Source organism: Bacillus sp. ChL18, from assembly GCF_026241425.1.
Lineage (GTDB): Bacteria > Bacillota > Bacilli > Bacillales > Bacillaceae > Bacillus > Bacillus velezensis.
Genome location: NZ_JAPHWE010000002.1, coordinates 277,666 through 291,784 on the forward strand (window position 1 = coordinate 277,666; position 14,119 = coordinate 291,784).

The window sequence follows — 14,119 nt, forward strand, 5'->3', positions numbered from 1 at the left end:
TACAAAATATCAAACTTTCAGGAGGTCTTTTACATGAATATATTACTCGTTTGCGCAGCAGGGATGTCAACAAGCTTACTCGTCACCAAGATGGAAAAAAGCGCGCAGGAACAAGGAAAAGAATATAAAATCTGGGCGGTGTCAGGCGATTCAGTCAACCAGCATATTGATAAAGCGGACGTATTGCTGCTTGGGCCTCAAGTCCGTTATTTGCTTCCGCAGCTGAAAAAATTGGGTGAATCAAAAGGAGTGCCGGTTGAAGTCATCAATACCGTCCATTACGGCACGTGCAACGGAGCGGAGGTTCTGAAATCAGCGGAACAGCTCGGAAACGCATCGTAGAAAGGGGCGGGCCGTGTGAATAAGGTGAACCAGTTTTTAGAAGAGAAAGTCATGCCCATTGCCGGAAAAATTGCCTCCCAGCGGCATCTGCAAGCATTGCGTGACGGGATCATCCTCACCATGCCGCTTATCATCATCGGTTCGTTTTTTCTGATCATCGGCAACCTGCCGATTCCGGGATATGCGGATTTCATGGCAAAGACGTTCGGAAGCGCCTGGTCTCAAAAACTGCAATATCCGGTTGATGCGACCTTTGAAATCATGGGTCTTGTCGCCGCTTTCGGAATCGCCTACCGCCTGGCCGAAAAATACGGGGTGGACGCTTTATCGGCCGGTGCGATATCTTTGGCGGCGTTTCTCTTGGCAACGCCGTACAAAGTTCCGTTTCTGCCTTCCGGCGCCAAAGAGGAAATCATGGTGGGCGGCGGCATCCCGCTGTCTCTCATGGGAAGCAAAGGGCTGTTTGTCGCGATGATCATCGCCATGCTGTCGACGGAAATTTACCGCCTGATCATCCAGCGGAATTTCGTCTTCAAAATGCCGGACGGCGTACCTCCGGCGGTCAGCAAATCGTTTGTCGCCTTAATTCCCGGCTTTGCCGTCATCTTTCTGATCTGGGGTGCGCGTTTAATTGTCGAAGCGACGCCGTTTGAAAGCCTTCATAATATTGTAAGCGTTGTACTGGGGACGCCGCTCTCGATTCTTGGGGGAAGTCTCGGCGGAAGCCTGATAGCCGAAGCGGTTCAAATGCTCTTGTGGGCGTGCGGATTACACGGGGCGAACATAGTCGGCGGCGTCATGGCGCCGATCTGGTTCGGAGCGATGGATGCCAACCGGATTGCGTTTCAGGCGGGCGATGCGCTTCCGAATATTTTCACCCAGCAGTTTTTTGAAATCTGGATCAACATCGGCGGAAGCGGCGCGACACTGGCGCTCGTGGTCACCATGTTTCTCCGTTCGCGAAGCAAGCAGATGAAGCAGCTTGGGAAACTCGCCATCGGGCCGGCCGTCTTTAATATTAATGAGCCGATTATTTTCGGAATGCCGATCGTCATGAACCCGATGCTTCTCATTCCGTTCATTATCACACCGCTTGTCACACTGGTCTTTACCTATATCGGCATGAGCACCGGCCTCGTCGCCAAACCTGCCGGCATTGCCGTCCCATGGACGATGCCGCCGATTTTCTCCGGCTATCTTGCCACGGGCGGAAAAATATCAGGGGCTGTCATGCAGGCGATTAATATCATCACAGCCTTTATCGTGTACTATCCGTTCTTCAGAATGTGGGATTCGCAAAAGCTGAAAGAAGAAAACGAACTTGAACAATCGCAGGCGCCAGCCGTACAGGGAGACGAAAAAGCCGTGCTGTAGAGAAAGGGAGTGAAACACATGAATGAAAAAATGGAACAGACCATTTTTCAGATCATCCTGCATGGCGGCAACGGCAGAAGTGCATCAATGGAAGCCATTGCCGCCGCAAAGCGGGGGGACAGAGCCATGGCGGAAGAAAAGCTTCAGGAAGCCGCAAGGGAACTGACCGAAGCCCATCATTATCAGACAGAATTGATCCAAAATGAAGCCGGCGGAGAAAAAACAGACATGACGCTTTTGATGGTGCATGCGCAAGATCATTTAATGAATGCCATGACCGTGAAAGACTTGGCCGCTGAGTTAGTTGAGATTTACGAAAAAGTGAGTCTGCAAGGGGGAGCAAAAATATGACAAAAGGAATTAAAATTGTAACGATCGGCGGAGGTTCAAGCTATACACCGGAGCTTGTGGAAGGCATCATTAAGCGCTATGAAGAACTGCCTGTCAGAGAATTATGGCTCGTCGACATTCCTGAAGGCGAGAAAAAACTCAATATCGTCGGCACGCTTGCAAAACGCATGGTCGAAAAAGCGGGTGTTCCGATAGAGATTCACCTGACGCTTGATCGGAGAGAAGCCTTGAAGGATGCGGATTTCGTAACGACTCAATTCCGCGTCGGCCTTCTTGAGGCCCGCGCCAAAGACGAACGGATTCCGTTAAAATACGGCGTAATCGGACAGGAGACAAACGGTCCGGGCGGTTTATTCAAAGGGCTGCGCACCATCCCGGTTATTCTGGAAATCGCGAAAGACATCGAAGAGCTTTGTCCGAATGCATGGCTCGTGAATTTCACAAACCCTGCCGGCATGGTTACCGAGGCCTTGCTCCGCTACTCGAATCTCACAAAAGTCGTCGGCCTCTGCAATGTGCCGATCGGCATTAAAATGGGCGTCGCAAAAGCATTGGATGTGGATGTCAGCCGGATCGAAGTGCAATTTGCCGGGCTGAATCACATGGTCTTCGGATTAGATGTTTTCTTAGACGGCGTCAGTGTGAAAGATCAAGTCATTGAAGCCATGGGAGACCCGGAAAACGCCATGACGATGAAAAATATTTCAGGCGCGGAATGGGAGCCTGAATTCCTGAAGGCGCTCGATCTGATTCCTTGCGGCTACCACCGCTATTATTTCAAAACGAAAGAAATGCTCGAGCATGAAATAGAAGCGTCACAGACGGAGGGCACACGCGCCGAGGTTGTACAGAAGGTTGAGAAAGAACTGTTCGAACTGTACAAAGATCCGAATCTCGCCATCAAACCGCCGCAGCTTGAAAAACGGGGCGGAGCGTACTACAGTGACGCGGCCTGCAACCTGATCAGCTCCATCTATAACGACAAACATGATATCCAGCCCGTCAATACAATAAACAACGGCGCGATCGCCAGCATTCCGAATGACTCAGCGGTCGAAGTGAACTGTGTCATGACGAAAGACGGTCCGAAACCGATCGCCGTCGGTGATCTGCCGGTGTCTGTCCGCGGACTCGTCCAGCAAATCAAATCATTTGAGCGCGTCGCCGCTGAAGCAGCCGTCACGGGAGATTATCAAACGGCGCTACTTGCGATGACGATCAACCCTCTCGTCCCGTCAGACTCCGTGGCAAAGGCCATTCTGGATGAAATGCTTGAGGCCCACAAAGAACATCTGCCTCATTTCTTTAAGTCGATTGAAGCATAAAGTAAAAAAAACCCGGATTCGCTTCCGGGTTTTTTGCTTATTTTGATTCGCTTAGTGAGGCGACTTCTGTCGTCCAGCCGAACACGTCGGCTTCCGCGCCTTTTTGAATGCCTGTAATGGTATCGTACAATTTCTTCGAGATCTCTCCGGTTTCACCGCTGCCGATGACAAGACTTTCATCATTCCAGATCAGTTCGCCGACCGGAGAAATGACCGCCGCCGTACCGGTTCCGAATGTTTCTTCCAATCGGCCGTCACGATGCGCCTGAATGATTTCATCGATCGAAATCTTTCGCTCAGACACAGTCAGTCCCCAATGTTTGAGAAGGGTGATGACGGAATTTCTCGTAATTCCTTCAAGAATGCTTCCGTTCAGCTCCGGCGTCACGATTTCGCCGCTGATTTTGAAGAAGATGTTCATGCTGCCGACTTCTTCGATGTATTTTTTCTCAATGCCGTCAAGCCATAAAACCTGGGAAAATCCCTTCTCTTCCGCAACCTGCTGCGCTTTCAGGCTTGATGCGTAGTTGCCGGCGGTTTTCGCGTTTCCGGTGCCGCCTTTGACGGCGCGCACGAATTCGTTTTCCACGGCGATTTTTACCGGTTTAATGCCTTCTTTGTAATAAGAGCCGACCGGGGAAAGAATGATAAACAGCTTGTACGTATGGGATGCCGCTACACCGAGGAAAGGCTCAGTCGCAATAATAAACGGACGGATATAAAGGGAAGTGCCTTCCGCTTTCGGAATCCAGTCTTTGTCGATGGCTACGAGCTGTTTCAGGCCTTCAAGAACAAGCTCTTCATCAATGAGCGGGATGCAAAGGCGGTCATTTGACTGGTTCAGGCGCTCCATATTTTTCTCCGGTCTGAACAGAAGCACTTCCTGATCCTTCGTTACATACGCTTTAAGCCCTTCAAAAACGGTTTGGCCGTAATGATAAACCATAGCCGCAGGATCCATTGAGATGGACTGATAAGGGATAATTCTCGGATCGTACCAGCCTTGATCAGCATCGTAATCCATAACAAACATATGGTCGGTGAAAATTCTGCCGAACGCAAGGTCATGGGGGTCCGGTTTCGGTTTTTTGGCTGAAGTCAATTCAACACGAATGTCTTGTTTCATAATGTTCTGTCTCCCTATTGGTGTTATTGTCAAACTTATTTGAAAATAATTTATATTCTATTGTATACCTTCAACAAATATTCGCAATAGTTTTCCTCAAATTTGTGAAAAAATCAAATCACATAAAAAGCAGGGGAGAGAATGCCCCCTGCGTGTTCGTTTTTACGTATTCTGTCATCACCGTGCTCAGTGAACCGTCACCTTGCCGGTTTTGTAAAACTGCTCCATTGCTTTATCGACGTACACCCAGCCCTTCCAGGCGATATGGATGGTGTCTTTCATAAAGTACGGATCATATTCGTGCTTGGATAAGTCGGCAACCTGAAAGCCCTTCGCTTTAATTTGCTTAGTGACTTTTTTGTAGTAATCAGTCCGGCCTTTTTTCGGGAAGCCGGTGTAGTCATACCATTTTCCGTTGACCGGAATAACCACGAACATCGGCTCAGCGCCGGCATCTTTCAGAATGTCCAGCATATCCGCAAAGTCGTGATATTCGACTGATTTGGCGTATGTTCTTCCTTTGTTGATTCCTTTCACTCTCTTTACTTTCTTCTTAATCTTTTTATAAGAAGCGTCATCGATATAGAAAGGATTGGACTTGGAGCTCCGTTCTCCTAATTGAGCGGCAGCTGTTTTTAACTCTGACCACGATTTCCCTTTCAGGTTTTCAGAGATCGTCCGTTCAGGGCCCTTGGTTTCTCCCATTGAATAATAAAGATCTTTTTTCTCAAGCAGAGAATAATAAGCTTTGGCAGCCGGCATGACCGCTTTCACTTTCCATGATTGTCCGTTGACCATTCCCTTGTATAATTCAGAAAGGACGGCATCATGCTGAACGACTTTAAAACGGAGCATGCGCTTCATCATGTTCTTTTTGACCGCGGGATCAATCTGGTTATTAAATGCTAAATCCAATGCCTGAAGTGATGAAAAATTCGGCGCAAAGTGCTGTTCATCAGAACCTTTTTTGATAAACCATTGCGGAGAAACAATGAATACCAGTTTTTTGCCCTTCAGCTGCTGATAATGCGCCGCAAAGTTCACGGCGTGTATCAAGGATTGGTCTCCGCCTTTTCCGACAAGATAAGGCGTAAAGCCTTGGTTGTTCACTTGGAAATAGTTGGACGGGTGAAACTCATCCAGTCTTGAAAGCTCGGAAGAACCGAAAATCGGCATATACCTCGAGTCTTCGAACATTTTGTTTTGCAGATAGAGCCCCTGGAACATATTCGGATTTAAGGCCGCCGCCGACTCTTCGACACGTTTTTCAGGAATGAAGCGCGTAAGCCATGAAGCCGGAACTGCGATAGCTCCGACAAACAGGACGAACGCTAAAATAATTGGTCCAAAGAAACGCTTTTTCATTTACTTCAACTCAGTCAGTTTGTTTACAATGTTGTTTGGCGTATTCCACTCGTCACGGTCAAATTCAGTGATCGGCACTGTAATGCCGAAGCGGTTTTCGATGGCGACCAGCAGTTCTACAGTTCCGAAAGAATCAAGCAGTCCTTCTTCAAAGATTTCAATATCAGGATTTTCTTTCACAGCGTCCTCCTGACAAACTTCAGCTAATACGTCTAATACTTCCTGTTTAAATTCCATGTGTTTTCAATCTCCTTTAGTGATGAAATGGTTTTCCTGAGAAAATATAAAATCCGAAACATACGAAATGGAATGTGATGACGATGGCTAAAAAGGCCGTAAAACGATTGGCGGGCAGCCATTTGTATTTCTTATTCCATTTCTCAAAAAAGTTATACCCGGTCATTAATACGGCGTGGTACAGGCCGTATACAATATATTGCAGGGCGAGTCCGTGCCAGACGCCCATCAGCATGAACAGCAGGAAATACCCGATGTTCGAGACGGCCATCCGGTTCTTTATCCATTTTTTCTTTGTCATCCAGAAAACAAAGCGCATAAATACGTAGTCTCTGAACCAGAAGGATAAGGACATGTGCCAGCGGTTCCAGAAGTCTTTAATGTTTTTGCTGATAAACGGCTTATTAAAGTTTTCCGGAGATTTGATACCCATGATATAGCTTACACCGACGGCAAACATCGTGTAACCCGCAAAATCAAAAAACAGGTACAAGCTGTATCCGTACATGTACAGCACATTACCCCACAGTTTGCTGTGGGTGATATGAGACAGATTCATAATGAAATACGTGTTAATCGCATATCCGATAATGAATTTGTATAAGAAACCGATAAAAATTTTATGAATGCCGGTATACAGTAAATCAGCGTATTCTCCCTTTGTCCATACTTTCTGTTCGTCCTTGGCAAATCTGCGGTATCTGTCGATCGGACCGGAAGAAATGGTCGGGAAAAACATAATAAAGTACAAAAGGCGGTGAAGCGGCATTTTTTCTTTAATCAGTCCGTCTCTCGTTTCCATGATCAGCTGGACGCCTTTAAATGTCAAATAAGAAATTCCTAAGAAACTGATCAGGTTATGAACCGGGTGATGAGGCGCCGGCGGAAAGAAAAACGGCCATAATTTAGATAAAAACAGGGGTAAAATGGACGCGATCACGGCCATACTGAAGACAAAGCCGCTGTTGGCTTTCAGTCTGTAAGCGAGATAACCCCTGATTAAAAGCACCTGCCACAGCGTAAAGATACATAGTGCGATCACGCCGTGCAGATCATGCGCGAAAATCAAAGCCAATACGATGATGGATATAAACATGTTGTATCCTTGGAATCTCTTGCCGTTCAGCCCTAAAATAATCGTCGGCAAAAGAAGGATTCCAAGTAAGATAAAGAAGAAAAACGAGCTGTAAGGCGTCATACAAGAACCTCTTCGCCAATGCGTTTACGGTCGATTTTTCCGTTCGCAGTCATTTGAATGTGATCCTGATAAATGAATTTTCTCGGAATCATGTAGGCCGGAAGCGAAGCGGCCAGTTCTTTCTTAATGGCGCTTGTCAGCTGGAATTCTTTTTCAAAATCGTGTTTTTCAGGCACGATGGCGGCAATTAAATATTCGACAGGTCCGTTAGGCTGATACGGGATGACAACCGCCGTGCGCACATATTGAGACTGCCTTACATGTACTTCGATTTCCTCCAGCTCCATGCGGTAGCCGTGAAGCTTAATCTGGAAATCAAGGCGTCCTTGGCAGAAAATCTGACCATCCTGAACATAACCGGCATCACCCGTGTGATATGCCCACTGGCCGTCGATCGGGAAAAACGCTTTTTCCGTCAGAGAAGGCTCTCCGAGATAGCCTTTGCTCACGCTCGGGCCCGCGATGATGATTTCCCCTTTTTCTCCGTCCGGAAGCTTATTCCCGTTTTCATCCATGATGAAGATATCCATATCGGGTTTTGCAAAACCGACAGGCAGAGATTCATGTTCATCGATGATCTGCTGCGTAATTTCAACGGAGGTGACGGCAACCGTTGTTTCAGTCGGGCCGTATGTATTGAATACGCGCGCCTTCGGAAAACGGTTTAACAGTTCCTGTGCCACGGCAGCCGGAAGCGCTTCTCCGCAAAACATAAATACTTCTGCCTCAGGCAGGAGCTCCTGCGTAAAGCCGGGGTCCATCAGACACATTTGGACGAAAGACGGCGTCGATGTCCAGACGTTCAGTTTGGATTTCTCCAATTCTTCAAATAGTACTTTCGGTTTATTGATTTTGTCTTTCGTTACGCAGTGCAGCGTACCTCCCGTTTGAAGCGAAGGGAAAATGTCCATGACAGATAAATCAAAAGAAAACGGCGCTTGGTTTAAGAAAGTCTTACCCTCGCCCACAGGAAAATCCCTGCAGATCCAGTCAGTGAAGCTTTGCAGGTTATCAGCCGATATCTGCACGCCCTTCGGATTTCCCGTGCTGCCGGACGTGTAAATAATGTAAAACGTGTCCAGCTCTTTTACCCAGTTCTCACGGCTGAGGTCTGCATCTCCGTCAGCTGCAAGCTCTTCGGGCGTAACGGTTTTAATCAGATTGCTTCCCGTATCGACTGCATCGCCCGATACGCTGATAAGCAGCTCTGCGCCTGAGCTTTCAATGATTTTGACGATCCGCTCCGCCGGAATGGAAACATCGACAGGGATGTAAGGGCGGCCCGCTTTGACGCTTCCTAAGAAAGAAACGATCATATTCGGCTCCATATGTCCGTAAACCAGGACAGGCGCTTTCGAACCGTCAGCTGTATGTTTTTGAATGCCGGACGCAACCCGCTCCGACAAATCCCATAATTCCCCGTAAGTGAGGGAATGATCTAAGGAACGAAACGCTTCGGCCTGCGGCTTGGCGTCTGCGTATGTTTTTATAGCATCAAGTAGTTTCATAGTTATCCTCCCCGATTAGAAATCGTTGTAAATATAAGTGCCGGTATTCGCTGTATGAAATCCATACATCCAAAAGAGCAATACTAATATCAGAAAATAAAAGCCCGTATGAAACGTCCATTTGATCAATGTATTTTCATAAGCACGTTTTAATTTTTGCATCATATTCAAAATTCCTTCCCCGCGTATTCAATAATTACACCAGTATATGACGATTAGATTAACAAAAAGTTTCAAAATATGTCTAATATCCTAAGCTTAAAATTTCCTTAAAAATGAATGAGGAACAAAAGGATGGAAAACACGCATGTATAAATTGGCAAATGATCATACTAAAAAGGCGCTGTTCAGGCGGGATTTTTAACTTATCGTAAATATAAACGAGGTAAAAAAATTTTGGCGGCTTTTTCTTAAGCAGGCTTGTGCCGAACCCCAATGGAGAAGGGCGAAAAGCCGTTTCCGGCAGGATAGCCGATAAAGCGCCGCATCTTGTGAAATGAGGAAGAAATTATTATGATAGATAAGGTAGCAGAAACGTGAAAACCCCAATTCAACACTACTGTTATCGGCTGACTGTGAAAGCCTTTTAATAGAAAGGAAGAGGAAAATGAATCAAAACAATATGGGGGGCAGCCAAAAGACGCCCGAGAAAGAAAGCATGGGCCGCATTTTGTGGCAGCTAACCCGCCCTCATACATTGACGGCATCGTTTGTGCCCGTACTTCTCGGCACCGTATTGGCGATGTTTTACGTAAAGGTTGATTTCCTGCTGTTTTTGGCCATGCTGTTTTCCTGCCTTTGGATCCAGATCGCCACGAACTTATTCAATGAATATTACGATTTTAAACGCGGTTTAGATACGGAGGATTCCGTCGGTATCGGCGGAGCGATCGTCCGCCACGGCATGAAGCCGAAAACAATTCTGCAGCTGGCGCTCGGCTCTTATGCGATTGCCCTCGTGCTCGGTGTTTATATCTGCATGAGCAGCAGCTGGTGGCTTGCGGTTATCGGCCTTGCCGGCATGCTGATCGGCTATCTGTATACGGGCGGCCCGCTGCCGATTGCGTATACACCGTTCGGGGAACTGTTCTCCGGCATTTGCATGGGCTCTGTATTTGTCCTTATTTCTTTCTTCATTCAGACAGGCAGAATTAATGAACAGAGCATTTTGATTTCTATCCCGATCGCCATCTTGGTCGGAGCGATTAATCTGTCCAACAATATCCGTGATATTGAGGAAGATAAAAAGGGCGGACGTAAAACGCTGGCCATTTTGATGGGGCATAGAGGGGCCGTCATGATACTGGCCGCATCATTTGCCATCGCTTACATCTGGATCGTCGGTCTTGTCATCATGGGTTACACAAGCCCGTGGCTGTTCCTGGTCTTCCTGAGCGTGCCGAAACCCGTTCAGGCCGTGAAAGGCTTTGTGAAAAACGAAATGCCGATGAACATGATTATTGCGATGAAATCAACGGCGCAAACCAATACATTCTTCGGATTCCTGCTTTCAATCGGACTCCTGATCAGTTATTTCCGCTGATCAAATGAAAGGCAAATGCCATAACCGGCATTTGCTTTTTTTTATGACATAATCTTCACGATTTTGTAAAGAACCTGACTGAGGACTGACACGTCTTATATACGGACAGCAAAGCAAGGAGATGAAAAAAATGGACTTGTCAACAGCCCATATGGATGATTTGAAAACGGTCATGGAAGATTGGAAAAATGAATTGTTAGTTTATAAATTCGCTTTAGATGAGCTGGATACGAAGTTTTCTATCATCAGCCAGGAATATAATCTGATTCACGGGCATAACCCGATCGAGCATACAAAATCACGCGTAAAAAGTTTCGAGAGTATCGTCAATAAACTGATGCGCAAAGGCTGCGATGTGACGACGCAGGAAATGAAAGAGCATATTCATGATATTGCGGGTGTCAGGATTATCTGTTCCTTTATTTCCGATATTTATAATGTCGCTGAGGTTTTGAAGCAGCATAAGGACCTGAAGATCGTAAAGGTGAAGGATTATATCAAACATCCGAAGCCGAACGGCTACCGCAGCCTGCATTTGATTATTGAAATTCCCGTTTATTTGACGAATCGTGTGGAATATGTGAAGGCGGAAATTCAAATCCGCACCATCGCCATGGATTTTTGGGCGAGTCTTGAACATAAAATTTATTACAAATTAAATAACGAAGTCCCAAAGCATCTGACCGACGAGCTGAAGGAAGCGGCGGACATCGCCCATTATTTAGACGAAAAGATGCTTGGGATTAAGAAAGAAGTCGATTAAACGATTGACGCATCACAAACAGCCGGACCGCTTTTATGTGCAGTCCGGCTGGTTGTTTTTATGTTTACGTGTTTTCACTTTCCCGCGCGATCTATTCTGACGGTGATTCAGGCTGAAATCCTGATTCCGAATCAGAATGAATTTGAACAGAGACTCCAATAGATATCAAATCCTACAGCACATTCCCGCAGAAAAAATGTATAAGATCAAGGTTTACTTTTTAAAAAAAGGGAAAGACATTTGTACAACAAAAAGGGAGATGAATATCAGTGGGAAAGAATGAAACAATGCATATCGTATCATGTGCAGATGATCATTATGCTCGTCATTTGGGTGGGATGTTCGCTTCTTTATTGATGAATATGGATAAAACAAGGAATGCCAAATTATATGTGATCGACGGCGGAATTACTGCCGAAAACAAGGACAAGCTTGAACAGACTGCGATGTCATTCGGAACGCCGCTTGAATTTTTAGAAGTAGACGCTGATCAATACAAGCATGCAGTCGAAAGCAGCCACATTACAAAAGCGGCTTATTACCGCATTTCCATCCCTGATTTAATTAAGGATGAGTCCGTAAAACGGATGATTTACATTGATTGCGATGCAATTGTGATGGAAGATATTTCGGTTTTATGGGATTTGGATATTTCCCCGGCAATAGTTGCGGCGGTAGAAGACGCCGGACAGCATGAAAGACTGAAAAAAATGAATATCAGCGACACTGCCAAGTATTTTAATTCCGGTATTATGATTATAGATTTCGAACCTTGGAGAAAACAAAATATTTCCGAAAAGGTGATTGATTTTATCAACGAAAACAGCTCGGAGGATTTTCTCGTGTTCCATGATCAGGACGCGCTTAACGCGATCTTATATGATCAATGGCATGAACTGCATCCGCGCTGGAACGCGCAGACGCATATTATCATGAACGAGAAAACGCCTCCTGAACTGATCGACCGTATCCGTTACAGAGAAACACGTGCCGAACCGGCCATCGTCCATTTCTGCGGCAGCGACAAGCCTTGGAATACAGGCACCTCGCACCCGTATCGTGATCATTATTTCCGATATATGTCCTTTACGAAATGGAACACGATTGACCGCCCGGCCATGAACCAATAGGCAGGTGTGATGAAAACGCTTGTGAAGCCGTTGACCGGCTCATAAGCGTTTTTTTTATTATTTCACCCGAATCGCACGCACGCGTTTTTGCAGGCCGGTCTTTTCGGCAGACGGCTTCAATCGGCTGACTGCTGTTTGCGCCGCTGATTTTGCTTTTTTCGTCTTGGTTTTTTCCGCCGCTTTTACTTTGTCTCCAGCCTGCTGCCGGTTGAGTTTATCTTTTATCCGGCCAAGCCGTTTTTCCAGAGCGGTTTTTTCTTTTCCCGGCTGGATTTCGCTGACTGCTTTTTGAGCTTTTGCGGTGCTGGCCTCAGAGGTCTTTTTTTCCGCCTGCTTGACGCTGGCCTCAGCTGTTTTCAAAAGGCTTGAATTGACAGCGTTCAGCCGTTTTTGCAGCCCTTTTTTCTCTGAACCGGCCGGTAATTTGCGAATGGCGCTTTGTGCGGCATTGACGGCGGTTTTTTTCTTTTGTTTTTCGGCAGTCCGGACTTTGTCTCTTGCGTCCGTCACATTTCTTGCCGTCTGAACTTTATTGATCCGGGACTCGAGAGCGGTTTTTCCCTTTGACTTGGACAGCTTGCTGACGGCCGTTTTTGCTTGATTGATATCTGCCTGTTTTTTCGTCTTTTCCGCTTTTATTACGGCCCGTTCGGCAAAGCTCTTTTGCTTTACGTGATATTGCACCAGGCCGTACCCAAATCGGCTGTCACGTCCGGAAGCGCCCAGATCTTTGACGTTTTGCTGCATCTGCTGCCGGAGCTGTGTATTTGTTTCCTCGGGATATTTCTGCCTGAGCAGCGCGAACATGCCGGTGACGTGGGGTGCGGCTTGAGATGTGCCGTCAGCCACGGCGTACTTTTGATTCAGGTACGTGCTCGTAATATTGGTGCCGGGTGCGGCAAACTCAATTTGTTTTCCGGTCGTGGAAAAAGCCGCGAGCCCGTTTTTTTCAGTTGACGCTGAGACTGCCGTTACGCTGCTGTAGGCGCCCGGATAATTGACGGGTTTTTTGTTGCCGTCGTTTCCTGCGGCGGCTACGATCACGATTCCTTTTTTGTATGCTTTATCTACGGCGTCGTGAAGAATTTTGCTGTCTGCGTTAGTTCCGAGACTCATATTGATGATATCCATTTTGTTGGCGATAGACCAGTCGATCGCTTTAAGCAGGCTTTTAAGATCCCCCGCACCCTTTCTGTCTAATGCTTTAACCGCATATAACCGGACATCCGGCGCGATGCCGTCAATGCCGTATCCGTCATGTTTGGCCGCAATGATTCCGGCGACATGCGTCCCGTGTCCGTTGTCATCTTTGTATGAGGATGTATAGCTGACTGCGGAATAGCCTCCGGCAATGGACAGATCATCATGAGGATAAATGCCGCTGTCAATGACAGCCACTTTCACCTTTTTCCCCGTCAAGCCTTCTTTCCATGCCTGCTTGACCTGAGTCGGTTCTATATCCCATTGCGGCAGCGCGTAACTGCTGCTTTGGGCCGCTGATAACGGGCGGATATCAGAACCGCCTGCTGCCTGAAAAGATACATTGTCTTCTACATATAAGATGTCAGGGTCCTGTTTCAGGTCTTTCACCGTTTGTGAATCGGCTGACACGGCGACTGCCGGGAGGTGCTGATAGGTCTGTTCCACATCCGCTCCGCTGTCTATAGCGGATTCCTTGCCGTTTTGATTTTTGTACACCACGATAACGTCCCGGTCGTGCGTCTCGGCGTGCGCGGGCGCCGCGGCGGAGAACAGGCTGACGCACAAGGCCGCGGCCATTATCGGTTTCAGGGTGTGATACATTGCAATTCCCCCTTTTTCTTTATATATCGGCAGTGCGGAATTCTTTTTTTCCTA

The 14,119-nt window shown here is 47.0% G+C and carries 14 protein-coding genes; 7 read left to right on the plus strand and 7 right to left on the minus strand.

The annotated features are described in order from the left end of the window. Positions 1-33 precede the first annotated feature (33 nt). From licB to licH, 4 genes are read left to right on the plus strand one after another with little or no spacing between them, the layout of a single operon-like run. The gene (licB, locus tag OQ477_RS12345) at positions 34-342 is read left to right on the plus strand and encodes a PTS lichenan transporter subunit IIB (protein WP_003150863.1); all 309 of its coding nucleotides are present in this window, start codon (positions 34-36) and stop codon (positions 340-342) included. 15 nt (positions 343-357) lie between these two features. After that, a complete protein-coding gene (gene celB / locus OQ477_RS12350; protein WP_032875716.1) occupies positions 358-1,716 on the plus strand; it encodes a PTS cellobiose transporter subunit IIC in 1,359 nt (452 codons plus the stop codon). 18 nt (positions 1,717-1,734) lie between these two features. Next, positions 1,735-2,067, plus strand: coding sequence for a PTS lichenan transporter subunit IIA (licA, locus tag OQ477_RS12355; protein ID WP_003150867.1), 333 nt, complete (start codon positions 1,735-1,737; stop codon positions 2,065-2,067). After that, positions 2,064-3,392, plus strand: coding sequence for a 6-phospho-beta-glucosidase LicH (licH, locus tag OQ477_RS12360; protein WP_003150870.1), 1,329 nt, complete (start codon positions 2,064-2,066; stop codon positions 3,390-3,392). Before licA ends, licH begins: the two co-directional genes overlap by 4 nt. 37 nt (positions 3,393-3,429) lie before the next feature. Here licH and OQ477_RS12365 read toward each other — a convergent pair whose 3' ends face one another. From OQ477_RS12365 to OQ477_RS12390, 6 genes are all read right to left on the minus strand, one after another. Continuing rightward, the gene (locus tag OQ477_RS12365) at positions 3,430-4,521 is read right to left on the minus strand and encodes a branched-chain amino acid aminotransferase (RefSeq protein WP_025650062.1); all 1,092 of its coding nucleotides are present in this window, start codon (positions 4,519-4,521) and stop codon (positions 3,430-3,432) included. Between the two features lie 183 nt (positions 4,522-4,704). Then, complete coding sequence (gene dltD, locus OQ477_RS12370) at positions 4,705-5,883, minus strand: D-alanyl-lipoteichoic acid biosynthesis protein DltD (RefSeq protein ID WP_265972652.1); 1,179 nt, start codon at positions 5,881-5,883, stop codon at positions 4,705-4,707. Beyond that, a complete protein-coding gene (dltC, locus tag OQ477_RS12375) occupies positions 5,884-6,120 on the minus strand; it encodes a D-alanine--poly(phosphoribitol) ligase subunit 2 (RefSeq protein WP_003150875.1) in 237 nt (78 codons plus the stop codon). It abuts the gene before it with no gap. Between the two features lie 16 nt (positions 6,121-6,136). Continuing rightward, the gene (dltB, locus tag OQ477_RS12380) at positions 6,137-7,318 is read right to left on the minus strand and encodes a D-alanyl-lipoteichoic acid biosynthesis protein DltB (RefSeq protein ID WP_012118762.1); all 1,182 of its coding nucleotides are present in this window, start codon (positions 7,316-7,318) and stop codon (positions 6,137-6,139) included. After that, positions 7,315-8,826, minus strand: a complete 1,512-nt coding sequence (gene dltA / locus OQ477_RS12385; protein WP_007614638.1) for a D-alanine--poly(phosphoribitol) ligase subunit DltA — start codon at positions 8,824-8,826, stop codon at positions 7,315-7,317. Before dltA ends, dltB begins: the two co-directional genes overlap by 4 nt. A 15-nt stretch (positions 8,827-8,841) precedes the next feature. After that, on the minus strand, positions 8,842-8,991 hold the full coding sequence (locus OQ477_RS12390) for a teichoic acid D-Ala incorporation-associated protein DltX (protein WP_003150882.1): 150 nt from the start codon (positions 8,989-8,991) through the stop codon (positions 8,842-8,844). Positions 8,992-9,433: 442 nt separating this feature from the next. On the opposite strand from OQ477_RS12390, the gene OQ477_RS12395 reads away from it, so the two are divergent. From OQ477_RS12395 to OQ477_RS12405, 3 genes are all read left to right on the plus strand, one after another. Further along, on the plus strand, positions 9,434-10,369 hold the full coding sequence (locus OQ477_RS12395) for a 1,4-dihydroxy-2-naphthoate polyprenyltransferase (protein ID WP_007614633.1): 936 nt from the start codon (positions 9,434-9,436) through the stop codon (positions 10,367-10,369). 130 nt (positions 10,370-10,499) lie between these two features. Beyond that, the gene (locus tag OQ477_RS12400) at positions 10,500-11,132 is read left to right on the plus strand and encodes a GTP pyrophosphokinase (RefSeq protein WP_007407732.1); all 633 of its coding nucleotides are present in this window, start codon (positions 10,500-10,502) and stop codon (positions 11,130-11,132) included. 269 nt (positions 11,133-11,401) lie between these two features. Further along, a complete protein-coding gene (locus OQ477_RS12405) occupies positions 11,402-12,262 on the plus strand; it encodes a glycosyltransferase family 8 protein (protein ID WP_029325753.1) in 861 nt (286 codons plus the stop codon). A gap of 57 nt (positions 12,263-12,319) precedes the next feature. On the opposite strand, the gene OQ477_RS12410 is transcribed toward OQ477_RS12405, so the two are convergent. Beyond that, entirely contained in the window at positions 12,320-14,065 is a 1,746-nt protein-coding gene (locus OQ477_RS12410; RefSeq protein ID WP_323054512.1) for a S8 family peptidase, read from the minus strand. Positions 14,066-14,119 lie beyond the last annotated feature (54 nt).